The organism is Faecalibacterium prausnitzii (assembly GCF_019967995.1).
GTDB classification, from domain to species: domain Bacteria; phylum Bacillota; class Clostridia; order Oscillospirales; family Ruminococcaceae; genus Faecalibacterium; species Faecalibacterium prausnitzii_E.
Genome location: NZ_CP065377.1, coordinates 205,481 through 222,162, shown reverse-complemented (window position 1 = coordinate 222,162; position 16,682 = coordinate 205,481). Strand labels below are relative to the sequence as shown.

16 protein-coding genes and 2 tRNA genes are annotated in these 16,682 nt (G+C 61.6%); 5 read left to right on the top strand and 13 right to left on the bottom strand.

Annotation, left to right across the window (positions count from 1 at the left end):
• Window positions 1-26 precede the first annotated feature (26 nt).
• Complete coding sequence (locus I5P96_RS01105) at window positions 27-656, bottom strand: LexA family protein (RefSeq protein ID WP_097791754.1); 630 nt, start codon at window positions 654-656, stop codon at window positions 27-29.
• 229 nt (window positions 657-885) lie between these two features.
• Here I5P96_RS01105 and I5P96_RS01100 point away from each other — a divergent pair.
• Both I5P96_RS01100 and I5P96_RS01095 read left to right on the top strand, forming a co-directional pair.
• Window positions 886-973: transfer RNA gene (locus I5P96_RS01100), tRNA-Ser, on the top strand.
• A gap of 31 nt (window positions 974-1,004) precedes the next feature.
• Window positions 1,005-1,098, top strand: a tRNA-Ser gene (locus I5P96_RS01095).
• A 95-nt stretch (window positions 1,099-1,193) separates the two neighbouring features.
• On the opposite strand, the gene I5P96_RS01090 is transcribed toward I5P96_RS01095, so the two are convergent.
• On the bottom strand, window positions 1,194-1,919 hold the full coding sequence (locus I5P96_RS01090; RefSeq protein WP_223382788.1) for a TraX family protein: 726 nt from the start codon (window positions 1,917-1,919) through the stop codon (window positions 1,194-1,196).
• Between the two features lie 257 nt (window positions 1,920-2,176).
• On the opposite strand from I5P96_RS01090, the gene I5P96_RS01085 reads away from it, so the two are divergent.
• Both I5P96_RS01085 and I5P96_RS01080 read left to right on the top strand, forming a co-directional pair.
• Window positions 2,177-3,052 (top strand): LysR family transcriptional regulator, encoded by an 876-nt coding sequence (locus I5P96_RS01085; RefSeq protein WP_097791752.1) that lies wholly within the window; start codon window positions 2,177-2,179, stop codon window positions 3,050-3,052.
• A gap of 108 nt (window positions 3,053-3,160) precedes the next feature.
• Window positions 3,161-4,714: a lipase family protein gene (locus tag I5P96_RS01080; RefSeq protein ID WP_223382787.1), complete on the top strand. Its 1,554-nt coding sequence runs from the start codon at window positions 3,161-3,163 to the stop codon at window positions 4,712-4,714.
• Between the two features lie 58 nt (window positions 4,715-4,772).
• Here I5P96_RS01080 and I5P96_RS01075 read toward each other — a convergent pair whose 3' ends face one another.
• Complete coding sequence (locus tag I5P96_RS01075; protein WP_223382786.1) at window positions 4,773-5,714, bottom strand: transketolase family protein; 942 nt, start codon at window positions 5,712-5,714, stop codon at window positions 4,773-4,775.
• Window position 5,715: 1 nt separating this feature from the next.
• Window positions 5,716-6,567 carry a transketolase gene (locus I5P96_RS01070; RefSeq protein ID WP_223382785.1) on the bottom strand — a complete coding sequence of 284 codons (852 nt, stop codon included), beginning with the start codon at window positions 6,565-6,567 and terminating at the stop codon, window positions 5,716-5,718.
• A 384-nt stretch (window positions 6,568-6,951) separates the two neighbouring features.
• Between I5P96_RS01070 and I5P96_RS01065 the strand changes: the two genes are divergently transcribed.
• Window positions 6,952-7,488 carry an ECF transporter S component gene (locus I5P96_RS01065; RefSeq protein ID WP_223382784.1) on the top strand — a complete coding sequence of 179 codons (537 nt, stop codon included), beginning with the start codon at window positions 6,952-6,954 and terminating at the stop codon, window positions 7,486-7,488.
• Between the two features lie 515 nt (window positions 7,489-8,003).
• On the opposite strand, the gene sstT is transcribed toward I5P96_RS01065, so the two are convergent.
• The 9 genes from sstT to pstC all read right to left on the bottom strand — a co-directional run bounded on the left by sstT (window position 8,004) and on the right by pstC (window position 16,681).
• A complete protein-coding gene (gene sstT, locus I5P96_RS01060) occupies window positions 8,004-9,248 on the bottom strand; it encodes a serine/threonine transporter SstT (RefSeq protein WP_223383774.1) in 1,245 nt (414 codons plus the stop codon).
• A gap of 259 nt (window positions 9,249-9,507) precedes the next feature.
• Entirely contained in the window at window positions 9,508-10,605 is a 1,098-nt protein-coding gene (locus tag I5P96_RS01055) for a dipeptide epimerase (protein WP_097791745.1), read from the bottom strand.
• A 13-nt stretch (window positions 10,606-10,618) separates the two neighbouring features.
• Window positions 10,619-11,998: a Sapep family Mn(2+)-dependent dipeptidase gene (locus tag I5P96_RS01050; protein ID WP_223382783.1), complete on the bottom strand. Its 1,380-nt coding sequence runs from the start codon at window positions 11,996-11,998 to the stop codon at window positions 10,619-10,621.
• The gene (locus I5P96_RS01045; RefSeq protein WP_411703355.1) at window positions 11,995-12,504 is read right to left on the bottom strand and encodes an N-acetyltransferase; all 510 of its coding nucleotides are present in this window, start codon (window positions 12,502-12,504) and stop codon (window positions 11,995-11,997) included. Before I5P96_RS01045 ends, I5P96_RS01050 begins: the two co-directional genes overlap by 4 nt.
• A 150-nt stretch (window positions 12,505-12,654) precedes the next feature.
• Complete coding sequence (locus I5P96_RS01040) at window positions 12,655-13,038, bottom strand: helix-turn-helix transcriptional regulator (protein ID WP_223382782.1); 384 nt, start codon at window positions 13,036-13,038, stop codon at window positions 12,655-12,657.
• A 261-nt stretch (window positions 13,039-13,299) separates the two neighbouring features.
• On the bottom strand, window positions 13,300-13,968 hold the full coding sequence (gene phoU / locus I5P96_RS01035; protein ID WP_223382781.1) for a phosphate signaling complex protein PhoU: 669 nt from the start codon (window positions 13,966-13,968) through the stop codon (window positions 13,300-13,302).
• 16 nt (window positions 13,969-13,984) lie between these two features.
• Entirely contained in the window at window positions 13,985-14,749 is a 765-nt protein-coding gene (gene pstB / locus I5P96_RS01030) for a phosphate ABC transporter ATP-binding protein PstB (protein WP_223382780.1), read from the bottom strand.
• Window positions 14,750-14,916: 167 nt separating this feature from the next.
• Window positions 14,917-15,774 (bottom strand): phosphate ABC transporter permease PstA, encoded by an 858-nt coding sequence (gene pstA, locus I5P96_RS01025; protein WP_223382779.1) that lies wholly within the window; start codon window positions 15,772-15,774, stop codon window positions 14,917-14,919.
• Window positions 15,764-16,681 carry a phosphate ABC transporter permease subunit PstC gene (pstC, locus tag I5P96_RS01020; RefSeq protein ID WP_207686675.1) on the bottom strand — a complete coding sequence of 306 codons (918 nt, stop codon included), beginning with the start codon at window positions 16,679-16,681 and terminating at the stop codon, window positions 15,764-15,766. Before pstC ends, pstA begins: the two co-directional genes overlap by 11 nt.
• Between the last annotated feature and the right edge of the window lies 1 nt (window position 16,682).

Sequence of the window (16,682 nt, the reverse complement as noted above, 5' to 3'; positions counted from 1 at the left end):
GCAGCAGCCTTTTCAGCGCAAATTGGTTACCACTTGGCCTTGGTCTCGACCACGCGGCCTGCGATGTGCAGGCGGTTCAGGTCTTCGCCCTTGATGACCAGCTCCTTGTAAGCCGGGTTGAAGGGCTGCAGCACGACGCAGTTGCCCCGCTGCAGATACCGCTTGAGGGTGCCTTCGCCCTCGTCGCCGTAGATCAGGACGCCCAGGTCGCCGTTTTCCAGCGTATCCTGCCGGTGCACCAGAGCCAGATCGCCATCGTGGATGCGGGGCTCCATACTGTCGCCGCGCACCACAAGATAGAAGTAGCTGGAGGGGTCTTTGACGCGGGCATATTCCTTGCCGTAGTCCTCCTCATAGGCCAGCGCGCCGTAACCGGCCTTGACCGTGCCGATGACCGGGATCAGGCTGTACACATAGCTGCCGAAGAAGCGCTCCTCGGTCTGGCCCTCGCTGGCGGGATCGAACAGACCCAGCAGGTAGTCTGCGGTGGTATCCAGGATCTCGGCAAGCTTGGCCACCGTGGCAGGGTCCGGGGAGCTTTTCCCGCTCTCCCATTTGCCCACTGCCTGCTGGGTAACGCCCAAAAGTGACGCAAGTTCCGCCTGGCTCATATGCTTTTGCTTGCGGCATTGCCGTAACAGCTCCGGAAACGACATCGTTCAACACTCCTCTGTTCTCGTCCGTCGGGTTTGTTTCTTGCTGTTTTTATTATACAACAAAAGGCTGTGCAAGTAAAGAGAAAGTTTTGTTTTGGCTCGAAAAAAAGTTGTCGCAAAATCATTTTTGGTCTGCATCGTGGAGAAATTTTTAATTTGGGGTTGACAGCAGGCTGGAAATCTGGTAAATTAAATAGGCATTCGGTACGGCGTGTGCGGGTGCCCACGAGGAGAGATGTCCGAGTGGTTTAAGGAAGCAGTCTTGAAAACTGCCGTGCGGCAACGCACCGTGGGTTCGAATCCCACTCTCTCCGCCATTTTTTGAATCAGTGTAACACACTTTGCTCTGGAGTAGTACTCAAGAGGCCGAAGAGGCGCCCCTGCTAAGGGCGTAGGTCGTCTAAACAACGGCGCGAGGGTTCAAATCCCTCCTACTCCGCCAAGAAAAAGCTCGATGATCCTTTGAGTTCATCGGGCTTTTTCCATTGTCGGACACAAAAAAGCAGCCGCTCCGGGGCTTCCGGGGCGGCTGTTTTTTCATGCCAGGAGCAGATTCGTCACCAGCGCCAGCAGCGTCAGGTGCACAGGATAGAACCCGTAAAACGCCCATTTGGCCCACTGCGGGCAGCGGCCGCGCTCACCGTTGTAGAACCAGAGCAGCACGAACGCCAGCGGGGCCGTGATCTCAAACAGCATCAGCACGGCCCCAAGGATGCACTGTTTCTGCCGGGAGTTCCTCGTCAGGTACAAAGCCACGATGAGGGCCACCCCAATGGCCCCATAGTCTGTCCCCGCCAGCTGGGCCACCACTGCACAGCCCAGCGCCGCGAGACGGCCCGTCCAGGCCGCATTGCCGTCGGCATCCTCGGATTTTTGCAGCAGCGCCATGGCCAGCACGCCCAGCGCCAGCGTCCAGTACACGTTCTGATTGCCCCAACGGAACGGCGTCTTGAAGAAGGCCATGTCAAAGGGTACCTCGCTGAGAAGCCCAAACAGGAACAGCCGCCCGATGTACTTTTTCACATCATGGGTGTGGAGGAAGCCTTCCACGAGCAGAAAGCAGAAGATGGGAAAGGCCAGCCGCCCGATGAGCCGCAGCACCAGATCCAGTTGCACGATCTGCGGCGGCGTCCGGTATGCGCCCCCATAGGTCGCCTCGATGCAGGAGGCCCCGATGTGGTCGATGAGCATGGTGATGCAGGCAGCGAGCTTGAGCGCCGTTCCGCTCAGGCCCGGCCGGGTCTGTGTCTGAAGTGTTTCCATTCAATTTCCCTCATTTCGATCGTTTGTACCGTGTCTTTTTTCGTTCTTTTGTTTTATACGATCTCTCTTCTCCAAATCCTGCATCCGATTTGACAAGATCCGCCTGCCGTGCCCAGAAATCGGCCCGAAAATGCTTGACAGAACGAGCCTGGAATAGTACAATCAAGAAGATAATTGAACTATCTCAAATCAAAGATGAAAAAGATTCACAGAGAATGAAGCGTCTCCGAACGAGAAAACGGAAGGAGGCATGGGATATGACGCTGTTTTCCTATGAAATTTTTGACGCAGTCGCGCGGCAGGGCAGCTTTAACAAAGCCGCCCAGCAGCTGCACCTGACCCCGTCTGCCATCAGCCACGCCATTGCGGTGATGGAGGCTGAGCTGGGCTTTACCTTATTCAACCGCGGCAAGAACGGCGTCACCATGACCAGCTACGGTGCCTCGCTCTATCCGTCCATCCGGGCCGTCCTGAACAGCGACGAGGCCCTGCAGCAGAGCATCGCACGGCTGAACGGCCTGGAGAAGGGCAAAGTGAAGCTGGGCGCTTTCAACTCCGTCTGTGCCGGGCTGCTGCCCGACATCCTCAAGGGCTTCATGGCCCAGTTCCCGCAGATCGAGGTCGAGGTCTATCAGGGCACCTACGACGACGTGAAGGAGTGGCTGCGCACCGGGCAGGTGGACATGGCCTTCCTCTCCAACAACTGCCGGGAGGAGTTCACCCTCACCGAGCTGTTCCGTGAGCCGCTGCTCTGCATCACCCCCATGGACTGGCCCGAACCGCCCCGCGGCGTGATGACGCCGGAGCTGATGAACGGCCAGAACTTTGTCGTCCAGTGGGATGCCACCGACGCCGAGATGCGCCAGTTCCTCAAGAAATATTCCATCGCCACTGAGCGCCGCTGCCACGTCATCGACGACCAGTCCAACATCGCGATGGTGGAAGCCGGTCTGGGCATCTCCATCATGCCCCGGATGCTGCTGCGCAAGTGCACGGCCGGGGTCAAGATCTACCCCATCCAGCCGGAAGAAGACCGTGTGGTCGGTCTGGCCGTTCAGCGGCCCACCGCCATGGCCCCGGCTGTGGAACAGATGTTCCGCCACATCGTCGAGTACTGCCAGCACCTCGACTGAATCTCATGATAACACACCGCGGGGCGGCTGCAAAATGCAGCTGCCCCGTTGATTTTTGATGCCGGGATGCGATATACTAGAAAAAACTGAGGAAGGGGACGACATCGTATGAAGCGACGGGATTTTTGCAAGGCGCTGGGGCTTTCGGCCGTCGGCGGGCTGCTGCTCCCGGCTGGCTCTGCCGCTGCGGCGCAGCCGGTGGGCCATGCCGTGCCGGACGGCACCTATCCGCTGCCGTTTCTCAGCATCCTGAGCAATCTGGATATCACCCACGATTTCTACTACTCCGAGAGCCTGTTCGACCACCCGGCCACCGAGTACGACCACAAGCTGGCCTTCGTGACGCTGGGCATGGTCATGGCCGCGTTCACTGCGGCCGTCAGCATCCCGCAGTACTGGGTCAACGGCTCTGTGGGCCGCGAGGCGAACCTCGCTGCAGCCTATGAGCTGCTGGGCTTCGGGGATGCCCGTTTCTACAACTACGACATCGACACCGGCAAGGCCGGGGATTTCGTGGGCTACTCACTGGCACGGAAGCGCTGCATCCACAACGGCAAAACACGCACCCTCGTGGCCCTGATGCTGCGGGGCGGCGGCTATGGCGGCGAGTGGGCCAGCAACGTCCACACCGGCTCCACCAGCGCCCATTACGGCTTCACGACGCCGGTGGCCGCCGTGTTTGCCTCCCTCAAGGCCTATCTGGCGCAGATCGCACAGGAGGGAGACCCCGGAGAGCTCAAGCTCTGGATCGGCGGCTACAGCCGCGGGGCCATCATCGCGAACCTCCTTGCCGCCAAGGCGCTGAACGCCCTGCCGCAGCTGGAAAAGGCCAACTGCTTCGTCTACACCTTTGCCACCCCTGCGGCCCTGACCGCCGCCGACCAGCCGGACATGCAGCTGGATTTCGACAACAACCACAAGGCCGACGGCTCGCTGCGCGTCACCTGGGGTGAGAGCAACATCTTCAACATCCTTTCCAGCGGCGACCTCGTCACCCGCGTGCTCCCCTCCGACTGGGGCTACCACCGCAACGGCAACGACCGCTTCCTGCCCGCCACCCGGAACCGGACCGAGCTGGCCGACCTCGACGCTCTGGGCGCTTCCTACGGGCCGGTGCCGCTGGAGATCAGCAGCCTTGCCACCGCCGAGGACGCCACCGCCGTCATCCGCGCGGTCGAGAACTTCTGCGGCAGCAAGGAGGTCTTCCACGAAACGTTCGAACCCGCCATCATGGACATGCTGCAATGCGCCTTCATCCGCACCGAGGACGAGGCGCTCTACGGCAAGATCCTGTCCGACGAGGAGATCGTCCTCCGGCTGCAGAGCCTTTCCAACATGCACCAGTTCGATTTCTGGACCATCGCCCGCAGCGTCTGGGCCGCCTCCAGAATGAGCCGCCCCATTCTGGAGCGGTTCGGCCAGAACGTGCCCCTGCTGGCCCAGCAGATCATCATCCCGGTGCTGGCCGTCGGCCTGTGCTACGGCATCGAGTCCAACATCGTCCGGATCATGGCGCAGTATATCGTCAAGCTCGTCTCGATGCGGGGCGAACTGGACAGCGTCCTCCGCGCCGCCTACTGCCACGAGGGCGAGAACTATCTGGCCCTCATGGAATACTACACCCCCGAAGAGCACGGCATGGTGCCCTTCACCCGCATCTGAACCCAGCAAAAAGCGCCTGTCAGCATCTGCCGACAGGCGCTTTGGATTTGCAGTTTTCTTACAGCATCTCGTGGGCCGTCTTGCAGATGGTGGCGGCATCGAGGCCGTACAGCTTCAGCAGATCCCAGGCCGGGCCGGAGCAGCCGAACTTGTCCTGCACACCGACGCGGCGGACGGGGGTGGGGCACTTCTCGCTCAGGACGGCGCAGACGGCCTCGCCCAGACCACCGATGACGCTGTGCTCCTCGGCGGTGATGACCTTGCCGCACTCCTTTGCCGCCTGGATGACGATCTCCTCATCCAGCGGCTTGATGGTGTGGATGTTGATGACGCGGGCGTGAATGCCCTCAGCGGCCAGCTGCTCTGCCGCCAGACGGGCTTCATTGACCATCAGGCCGGTGGCGATGATGGCGATGTCGTTGCCCTCGGTGAGCTGCTCGCCCTTGCCCAGCTCGAAGTGGTAGTTGGCCTCATCGTGGAAGACGGGCACTGCCAGACGGCCGAAGCGCAGGTAGACCGGGCCCTGCATCGCATACGCGGCGCGGACGGCTGCGCGGGCCTCGACGTCATCGGCGGGGCAGATGACGGTCATGCCGGGCAGGCTGCGCATCAGGGCAAAATCCTCGCAGCACTGGTGGGAAGCGCCGTCCTCACCGACGGAGATGCCGCCGTGGGTCGCGCCGATCTTAACGTTCAGGCGGGGGTAGGCGATGGAGTTGCGGATCTGCTCAAAGGCACGGCCCGCAGCGAACATGGCAAAGCTGGAAACGAACGGGGTATAGCCCATGGTGGCCAGGCCCGCAGCCACGCCCATCATGTTGCCCTCGGCAATGCCGCAGTCAAAGTGGCGGTCCGGATATTCCTTGCGGAACATGCCGGTCTTGGTGGCGGCGGCCAGGTCGGCGTCCAGCACCACGATGTCGTCGTGACCCTCTGCAGCCAGCTCCTTCAGGGTGTTGCCGTAGCTGTCACGGGTCGCAATCTTCTTCACATCTGCCATCTTACTTTTCCTCCTCTTCCAGCGCGGCGTAGGCTGCGGTCAGTTCCTTCATGGCGATCTCATATTCCTCGTCATTGGGGCCCTTGCCGTGCCAGTCAACGGCGTTCTCCATAAAGGAGACGCCCTTGCCCTTGGTGGTATCCAGCAGGATGCAGGTGGGCTTCTCGCTCTCTGCGTGGAAGGCTGCGATGGCCTTCTCGATCTGGTCGTAGTCGTGGCCGTCGATGGTCAGGACATTGAAGTTGAAGGCGCGGAGCTTGTCTTCCAGCGGCTCGCTGCTCATGACGTTCTCGGTGGGGCCGTCGATCTGCAGGCGGTTGCGGTCCAGGAAGACGCAGAGGTTGGACAGGCCGTAGTGTGCGGCAAACATAAAGGCTTCCCAGCACTCGCCCTCTTCGACCTCGCCGTCGCCCACGATGGCATAGACGTTCAGGGCCTTGCCTGCGTGCTTGGCACCCAGTGCCATGCCGGCGGCGGCAGAGATGCCCTGGCCCAGGCTGCCGGTGGACATATCCACGCCCGGCACACTGTTCATATTGGGGTGGCCCTGCAGGTAGCTGCCGATCTTGCGCAGAGTCTTGAGGTCTTCCACCGGGAAGAAGCCGCGCTCGGCCAGCGCTGCGTACAGGCCGGGGGCTGCGTGGCCCTTGGAGAGCACCAGACGGTCACGGTCCGGGTCCTTCGGAGCCTTCGGATCGACGTTCATCTCTACAAAATAGAGGTAGGACAGCACTTCGGCGATGTCCAGGCTGCCGCCTGGATGGCCGCACTTGGCGCTGTGCGTGCCCTCGATCACGCCCATGCGAATGTGGCAGGCGTGCTTTGCCAGGGTGAGTTTTTCTGCATTTGTCATGATGGTCCTCCCGTATGAACCTCAGCGTTTGCATCGGAATGTCTGCGCAGCGGGCTGTTGCGCCCCAATACGCTATTTTTCAAGTATATATTATCTATTCTATGTAAAAACGTCAAGGTTCTTTCGTCAAAATGTACATCAATTAGCAAAAATCCGCTCAATCGCTTCCGTTTTTGTGAAAATTGCAAGGCTTCCTTCCATCTTGACAGCGTTCGCCGCATCTGCTATAATTTTCACAATTCCGGCACGAAGCCGGGCACCGGGCCGAAGCCCGGCTTCATTTTTTCATTGCAGATTGTTGAACGGACACCATGAAGGGGTCTGCCTTTGGCGAGGAATGCCGGGGCAGGCCCCTTTTTTGTCTGCCCAGAGGAGGAACCATTCATGAACACCAAGACCCACTCTCCCGCACGGGATCTCGTTCTGGCCGCGCTGTTTCTGGCGCTGGCCTTCGTCCTGCCCATGATCACCGGCCATGTGCCACAGGTCGGCAACATGCTCTGCCCCATGCACTTTCCGGTGCTGCTGGCCGGCTTTGTGCTGGGCGGCCCCTGGGGCCTGGCCCTGGGCTTCCTCGCGCCGCTGCTGCGCTCGGTGCTGTTCGGGATGCCCCCGCTGTACCCCATCGCCATCGCCATGGCCTTTGAGCTGGCCACCTACGGCGCTGTGGCAGGCTGGATGTACAAAAAAGTCCGGCACACGCTGCCCATGATGTATGCCACCCTCGTCACCGCCATGGTAGCGGGCCGTCTGGTCTGGGGTGCCGTGCGGTTCGTGCTGGCGGGTCTGTCCTGCTCGGCCTTCCCGTTCTCGGCGTTCCTGTCCGGTGCGCTGCTCACCGCCATCCCCGGCATCATCGCCCAGCTCATCCTCATCCCGCTCATCCTGACCGCCCTGCAAAAGGCCAGCTTCATCGACTGACCCATTCCCGGACACAAAAAGGGGAGCCCCTGCAAGCCAGATGGCTGCGGGGCTCCCCTTTGTTCTATCATCAAAGCGTTTTGCTTTTTTATCTGCTCAAAAGTTCGTGTTCCACTTTCCCACAGGAACCAGAACTTTTCATTAGCCAGCGTAGAAATCGATGCCAGCGTTGACGGAGCAAACCTCGCCGATGATCTGAGCGATCTTCTTCAGAACCTTCATAATTTTCATCTCCTTTCCCTCTTGGGATGGCCATATTATGCCATCTATTTATGAAGAAAGGCAGAACGAACTATGAACATTCTATGAATTTATGGTTGCATTTTTTACGTTTTTTCGTTCATTGTTTCCCGTTCACAAAAGGTTTTTCCTCTGCGCGAAACTTCTTGTATACATTGACGAGCACATGGCCGTTCCATTATTCTGGAGCCGAAAACCTGTGATCCGTCCCAGACCCATGCAGCAAAAACGGCCTCCCTGCCAGAACAGCAGGGAGGCCGATGTGCGTTTTCGTTTTACTCTTTTCCGCCCAGGAACTCCGGCAGGGGCTTGCCCGCCTTGCTCCACTGGTGATACTCGGCGGTGGCGGCGAACTCGACGTCACCGGCAGAGTTCAGGGCCGTTTCCACGGAGTCCTGCACGACGCCGATGATGAAGCCGACGCCGACGACCTGCATGGCGATGTCGTTCGAGATGCCGAACAGGGAGCAGGCCATAGGGATGAGCAGCAGGGAGCCGCCCGCCACACCGGAGGCACCGCAGGCGCCCAGTGCCGACATGACCGACAGCAGGATGGCCGCAGGCAGAGAGACCTGCAGGCCCAGCGTATTGGCCGCAGCCAGCGTCATGATGGTGATGGTGATGGCTGCGCCGTCCATGTTGATGGTCGCGCCCAGCGGGATGGAGACGGAATACATATCCTTGTCCAGACCCAGCTTTTCGCACAAGGCCATGTTGACGGGGATGTTCGCGGCCGAGCTGCGGGTGAAGAAGGCCGTCAGGCCGGATTCACGCAGGCAGCGGAAGACCAGCGGATACGGATTGCAGTGCAGATACAGGAAGATGATGAACGGCGAGACCACCAATGCCATGAAGAGCATGGTGCCGACCAGCAGGGCCAGCAGTCTGCCGTACTGGGTGAAGATGGACAGGCCGTTGTTCACCACGTTGGTATACACCAGACCCATGATGCCGAAGGGAGCCAGATTGATGATCCAGCGGACGATCTGGGACACCGCGTCGGCGGTGTTGGCCAGGAAGACCTTGGTGCTCTCCGCACCGTATTTCTTCATTGCCAGACCGAACAGGCAGGCCCAGAACAGGATGCCGATGTAGTTGCCGTTCAGCAGGGCGCTGATGGGGTTTGCCACAAAGTTGGTCAGCAGGGTGCTCAGCACCTCGCCAAGGCCCTGCGGCACCACTTCCGACTCCGCAGCCTCTGCCAGAACGATGGTCTGCGGAAACAGAAAGCTCGTGATGACCGCAATGGCTGCCGCCAGAAAGGTGGTCAGCATATACAGCCAGATGACCGTGCCGAACCGGCGGTCCAATTTGGAGGTGCCCTGTGCCAGTGCACTTGCCACGATGACGAAGACCAGCACCGGGGCAATGCCCTTCAGCGCACCGACGAACAGGTTGCCGAACTCTTCCACCCAGCCTGCACCGGGCACCACCAGCGCCAGCACCACGCCGACGAGCAGGCCCACCAGAATGCGCAGGATGAGGCTGGCGGCATTGTACTTTGCCACGAGAGCCTTCAGCGTTTTCATATTCAAACACTCCTCTTCCCATTGATTGTGCGCCCATTGCGCACAGATTTTCCCATTCCTCTACACGGAACATGTGTAATTATAGCCTCCTGCTCCCAAAAAGTCAACGATTTCGCCCGCTTTTTTCGACTTTTCATCCATTCATCTCCAAACACAAAGTTTTTTATTGTCCTTGTATAAAATACAATTCAATAAAAAAAGACCTCCTCCCGTCTGTTTCCAGGTGGGAGGAGGTCCGTTTTTTCACAGTTCAGCCGAGATACTGCACCTTGCCGGGGACGAAGCCCTGGATGCCGAGGCCGGGCGCATCCGAGACGGTGATGTTCTTTTCGTCAAAGACGGCACCGCCGAGGATGTGGTCTTCGCTGCACAGCACCGGGCCGTCGAGGTCGATCCGGGTGATGATCTTTTTGGCGCAGGCCAGCTCCACGGCAGCGTTGACCGAGATCTTTGCTTCCAGCATACAGCCGATCATGCACTCGACGCCGTACACCTCTGCCGCCGCCGCGATCCGCAGCGCGTTTGTGATGCCGCCGCACTTCATCAGCTTGATGTTCACGAGGTCGGCCGCGCCGGTCTGCATGATCTTCAGGGCATCCGCCGGGCTGAACACGCTCTCGTCGGCCAGCACCGGGACGTCTGCGTGGCGGGTGACGTATTGCATCCCCTCCAGGTCTGCCGCCGGGACGGGCTGCTCCACGAACTCGATGTCCAGCCCCTTGTCCTGCATCTGATTCAGGATGCGGACGGCCTGCTTGGCGTTCCAGGCCTGGTTCGCATCGATGCGGATGCAGACCTCTCTGCCCACCGCCTCGCGGACTGCGGCCAGCCGGGCCACATCCAGTTCCGGATCGATGCCGACCTTGACCTTCAGGCAGTCGTACCCGCGGGCGATGGCGGTGCGGGCATCCCGCGCCATCTCCTCCGGCGGGTTCACGCTGATGGTGATGTCGGTGACGATGTTCTTCCGGGCACCGCCCAGCATCCGGTAGACCGGGGCGTTGTACTTCTGGCCCAGTAGGTCCCACAGTGCCATATCCACCGCAGCCTTTGCGCTGGTGTTGTGGACGAGGGCCTTCTGCACGGCAGCGGTCAGGTCCTCGAACTCGTCGATGTCATGGCCGAGGATGGCCGGGGCGATGTGGTCCTGAATGGCCCCGATGATGGCCCCGGCCGTGTCGCCGGTGATGACGCCGGTGGGCGGTGCCTCACCGTAGCCCACAGCACCGGTGTCGGTGTGGAGCTCCACGATGACGTCCTCGACGCTGTTGACGGTGCGCAGTGCCGTTTTGAACGGCACCCGCAGCGGGGTGGAAATGCGGCCCAGCCGCACCTGCGTGATCTTCATACGCCCATCCTCCTTATTCCAGCGGCAGGTTGGCCAGTTTGACCACAGCCTGCGCGATGATCTGTGCGTTCTGCACCAGACGGTCCAGGTCGATAAACTCGTCCGGCTGATGTTCCGTCACCGGGTCGCCGTCGAAGAGGGGGCCGAAGGCCACCGTGTTGGGCAGGACTTTGGCATAGGTGCCGCCGCCGATGCACTTGGGGGCAGACCGGTCGCCGGTGGCGTCGCGGTAGACGCCCAGCAGCGCCTGCACGAGCGGGGCCTGCTCCGGGTAATAGAGCTTCTGTTTATGGACGGACTGGTCCAGCGCCCAGCCGGCGGCCTCGAAGGCGGCCTTGACGGCGGGAGCGCAGTCGTCCACCGTTTTGGTGACGGGGTAGCGGTAGTTCAGCTTGACCCAGAGGTGCGTCTCGTCGCCCTCGATGAGGCCCAGATTGCAGCTCATGGGGCCGGAGAGGTCGTCTTCCAGCCGGTGGCCCAGCAGCCGTTCGCCGTAGGGGTCCATGCCCAGCGTTTCTGCCAGGAAGGCCACGGCCTTCCCGGCGTCGCCTTCCAGCGGGAGCTGTTCCAGATAGAGCGCCAGCCGCCCGATGGCATTCTGCCCCTGTTCGGGGTGGCTGCCGTGGGCCGAAACGCCGTCGGCTTCCACCTTCCAGCCGCCGGGGATGGCGGTGCAGGTGATGTGCGCAGCCGCCGGAAGGGAAGCCCCCGCCGGAGCGGTCAGCTCGGCGCAGGCGTAGTCCGGCACCACGTTGCCGGCCACGCCGCCCCGGACCGAGACCAGCTTCCAGGCCCCGGTCTGGTGCAGCTGCACCGCATAGCTCTCGTTCAGGATGCCCTTTTCGCCGTTGATGAGCGGATATTCACCATCGGGCGTAAAACCCAGCACCGGGATCTCGCCGCCGTGGTCGCGGTAATAGAAGACATCCCGGTCGTTGGTTTCTTCGTTCAGGCCGAAGAGCAGCCGCACCCGGCGCCGGAGCGGGATGTTCAGGTCCCGGATGGCCTTCAGCGCAAACAGGCTGGCCACCACCGGGCCCTTGTCGTCGATGGCTCCCCGGCCAAAGAGCCGACCGTCCACGATCTCGGCCCCATAGGGCGGGTGGTGCCAGCCCTCGCCTTCGGGCACGACGTCCAGATGGCCCAGCACGGCCACCATCTTGTCGCCGGAACCGATCTCGCACCAGCCGATGTACCGGTCGAGGTCGGTCGTCTCGAACCCCAGCTCACGGCAGAGGGTCAGCGCCTCCGTAAAGCAGGCGTCCACATCTGCACCGAAGGGCTTGCCGGGCAGCTCCGGCCCTTCCACGCTCTTCTTCCGCACCAGCCGCTGCAAAGCGGCGGTCATCTCCGGCCGCAGGGCGGCAACGGCTTCGTTCAGCGCTTCGTTCATCGTGCCATCCCTTCCCGCGACAGGCGCTGGTAGGCGATGCGGGGCGTTCCATCGGCCACATGGATGATGCCGCAGCGGGTGAAGCCGTTCTTTTCCAGCAGGTGCTGCATGATCTTGTTGTCCGCGTGGGTATCGGCCCGCAGGCTCTCGCAGTGCTCCAGACACCAGTTGATGACATCGGTCGCCACGCTGGGGCGCTTGCCCGCCGAGGCCAGCCGGTGGATGGTGCCATAGGGCAGCGCATCGTTCAGCCACTGGCCGTCTTCGATCTTTGCATAGGTCGGGTCCGGGCCGAGGACGAAGGCGAACACGGCCTCCATCTCACCGTTGTGCAGATATACGAACAGGCGGTTGGTGTCGATGTCCTCTTCGATCAGGTCCTGCGGGGGAAAACTCGTCCCCCACTGGGTCGGGTTGCCGCTGGCGGCCATTTCCTGCCGGGCGCGGGCATAAATTTGCATGATAGCGTCCAGATCAGAGCGTCTCGCTCCACGAAACATGTTCATTCACCCTCTCTTGCGATGCGCAGAAACCGACGCATCCAGTCTATTGGTCTCATTTTATCACAATCCGGGCCGAAATTCCAGTTTTGTCCGGACACAAAACGGCCCCCTCCGCCAAAAAGCGGAGAGGGCCGCCGGAAAGGAACCCGCACATCACGCACGGGGGCGGCGCTGGCGGGCATTGCGGTACTCGCGGGGGCTCTGGCCGTAGCGCTCGTGGAACAGGCGGTAGAAGTAGCTCGTGTTCTCGTAGCCCACCTGGGTGATGATCTGCTGAATGTTCAAATCGCTGCGGCGCAGCAGGCGGGCCGCCGTCTCCATCCGGTGCTTCTGAAGCAGTTCCTTGTAGGTCTTGCCGGTCTGTGTGCGGACGCACTCGCTGACATAGGCCAGCGAAACGCCATAGGTGCGCGCTACGTTGGAAAGACTTGCTTCGCGGTAGTTCTGGGTGATCTCCTGTAAGGCCGCCTGGACCAGCGCTTCCCGGCTGACCGTCTCGCCGCGCGCTTCCAGCGGAAATTTCTGCATGTGTTTCATAAGAATCTGGTCCTCCGTTGCGGCGCGGCGGGCGAGGGGACAAAAGGGGGATGCCGGACGCCCGCCGCTGCCAGTTCCATGGGCTTTCTGGGAAGCCCTTCTGACCATAATACGGTCGTACCTGGCAAAAGATTGCAGCAGTTCCCTAAAATTTTGAGCAGACCAAAACTTTCACAATTTCACACCAAAAAAGCCGCCGCCCGGCACAGGCGGCAGCTTTTCCGGAAACGTGAGGAAAACACAAAATCTTCCGGGAGAAACTCAAAACATATTCTCGTTGTGGTAGCGTCCGGTGCGGACGAACTCCACCCACTCGGCCACGTTGACGGCGTGGTCGCCGATGCGCTCCAGATACTTGATGACCATCAGCAGGTCGAGCGCGGCGTCCACCTTGGCGGGGTCGGCGGCGATCTCCTCAGCGAGGGTGTGCTTGATGGCGTTGAAGTCATAGTCCACCTCGTCGTCGGCGGCAATGACTTTCTGGGCGGCAGGCTCATCCTCCCCGGCCAGGGCGGCGAGGGCGTCCAGGATCATCTTGTGGGCTTTCTGGCCCATCCGGATGGCCTGGCTGACCGCCGGGTCGCCGTCCCTGCGGACGGTGACGAGGTGGGGGATAATCTCCGCGATGTCGGCGGCATGGTCGCCCATGCGCTCGATGTCGGTAACGACCTTTATGGCCGTGGAGATGCGGCGCAGGTCGCCCGCCACCGGCTGCTGGCGGAGCAGCAGGGTCATGCAGCGATGCTCGATGTCCCGCTCCATGTTGTTGATCCGGCCATCGCCCTTGACGATAGCGGCAGCAGCCGCGGCGTCAGCGGTGCAGAGGGCCTCCAGCGCGGCCTCCACCGCGTCGGCGGAGTTCTGGCCCATCTCGACCAGCGCCGCCTTCAGGGCGGTAAGGTCGGCCTCGTATTGTGTGCGAACTGTCATACTGTGACCTCCCTCATCAGCCGAACCGGCCGGAAATGTAATCTTCGGTGCGCTTGTCCTGCGGGGTGCTGAAGATCTGCGCCGTGGGGCCGGCCTCCACCAGCTCGCCCAGCAGGAAGAACGCGGTGCGGTCGCTGATGCGGGCCGCCTGCTGCATGTTGTGGGTGACGATGACCACGGTGTAGTCCTTTTTCAGCTCGCTCATCAGCTCTTCGACCTTCATCGTGGAGCCGGGGTCGAGGGCGCTGGTGGGCTCATCCATCAGCAGCACTTCGGGCTTGACGGCCAGAGCGCGTGCGATGCACAGGCGCTGCTGCTGGCCGCCGGAAAGGCCCAGGGCGCTCTTCTTCAGGCGGTCCTTGACCTCGTTCCAGAGGGCAGCGCCCTTCAGGGAGCTTTCCACCAGCTCGTCAAGCTCGGCTTTGTTGTGCACCCCGTGGAGCTTGGGGCCGTAGGTGATGTTATCGTAGATGCTCATGGGGAAGGGGTTGGCCTTCTGGAACACCATGCCCACCCGGCGGCGCAGTTCGGTGAGCTGCATCTCGCGGGCGAAGATATCCTGCCCCCGCAGCCGGACATCGCCCTCGATGCGGACGCCGGGGACCAGGTCGTTCATCCGGTTCAGTGTTTTCAGAAAGGTGGACTTGCCGCAGCCGGACGGGCCGATGAGCGCAGTGATCTCGCGCTCGCCCACATCCAGCGAAATATCCTTCAGTGCCTTGAAATCACCGTACCAGAGGTTGAGGTCCTTAGCGGTGATGATGGGAGCAGTCTCTGTCATAGACAAAATCCTCGTATTTGATTGGAAACGACCCTCTCAGTCTCGCTGCGCTCGCCAGCTCTCCCAAAGGGAGAGCTTTTGTTCTGCATTGACCGGCACTTCTGAACCTCGCCCTTCGGGAGAGGTGTCAGTGCGGAAGCACTGACGGAGAGGGTTCTTTTTCCCTTTTATTGTTTCTGTTTCAACTTGGTCCTGGCCAGGCGGGCAGCCAGGTTGATGACCAGCACCAACACCAGCAGCACCGCGCCGATGGCCCAGGCGGAATCGAAGTCGCCGTCCTCAAAGGCCCGCAGATAGAGCAGGACCGAGAGGGTCGCACCGTTGGAGGTGTAGGCCTTTGCAACGCCCTTGGCGATGACCTCGGCAGCACCGGCGGTGAAGAGCAGCGCGGCGCTTTCGCCCACGATGCGGCCCACGGCCAGGATGCAGCCGGTCACGATGCCGTCGATGCTGCAGGGCAGCACGATGGTGCGGATGATGTGCCACTTGCCCGCGCCCAGCCCCATGGCCCCCTCGCGGTAGCCCTGGGGCACCGTCTTCAGGGATTCCTGGGTGGTGCGGATGATGGTGGGCAGGTTCATGATGACCAGCGTCAGGCAGCCGGAGAGCAGGCAGGTCTGGAAGCCCAGCGCCTGGGCGAAGACCAGCATACCCACCAGACCATAGATGATGCTGGGGATGCCCGCCAGCGTCTCGTTGGTGAACTCGATGACCTCGATGATGCGGCGGTTGGTGGCGTACTCGGTCAGGTAGACCGCAGCTCCCACGCCCAGCGGCAGCACGATGAGCAACGTCAGCACGATGACATACAGCGTGTTGAGGATGGCCGGCAGGATGCCGTCCGTCCCCTTGAGGACGCTGGCCGTGGTGGTCAGGAACTTCCAGCTGATGTGGGGCAGGCCACGCACCAGCACCATCCCGATGATGCCCGCCACCAGCGCCATGACCAGAACGGCAGCGGCCCAGACAGCGGCGGTGAAGAAGCGGTTCCAGGCCCTGCGGGCCGGGGAGAACTCAGCGTTCATCGCGGTCTCCTCCCTTCAGCACAACATTCAGCACCACATTGATGAGCATGATGAAGACGAACAGCACCAGCGCGATGCTGAACAGTGCCTGCTTCTGCAGGCCGCTGGCGTAGCTCATCTCCTTGGCAATGGCGGTGGTCAGGAAGGTGACGCTCCGGAACAGGCTGTCCGGCATATTGGGGCTGTTGCCCGCCACCATCATCACCGCCATGGCCTCGCCGATGGCGCGGCCGATGCCCAGCACGATGCCGGCGGCGATGCCGCTCTTCGCGGCGGGGACACTGATCTTGAACCAGGTCTCGGTGTCGGTGGCACCCAGCGCCAGGCTGCCCTGCTCATACTCCGGCGGGACGGCGTTCAGCGCTGTGACCGACACGGACACGATGCTGGGCAGGATCATGATGGCCAGCACCACGATGGCGCTCAGCAGACAGGCACCGGATGCCTTGCCAAAGGCCCTGGCCACTGCGGGGACGAGCACCTGCATCCCCAGCAGGCCGAACACGACGCTGGGGATGCCGCTCAGCAGCTCGATGGCCGTGACGACCACCGTGCGCACACGGGGCCCGGCGGCCTTCGAGAGGAACACCGCCGTCAGCAGGCCCACCGGCACACCGATGAGGGTCGCACCCAGTGTGCCGTACACGCTGGACAGGATGAAGGGCAGGATGCCGTACTTCGGGTCTGCGGCCGTGGAGGCCCACTCGGTGCCGAACAGGAAGCGGAACAGGCCGATCTTCCGGATGGCCGGCACACCCGAAGCAATCATGTACACCGAGATGAGCACCACGCAGCCCACTGCCAGGATGCCGCAGAGGAAGAAGAGGAAGTTCATCACAGCTTCCAGCCACTCGGCGGGGGTGCGGGGCAGCTCGATCTTTTTCAGAAGCGAAGCGTTTTGTTTCATA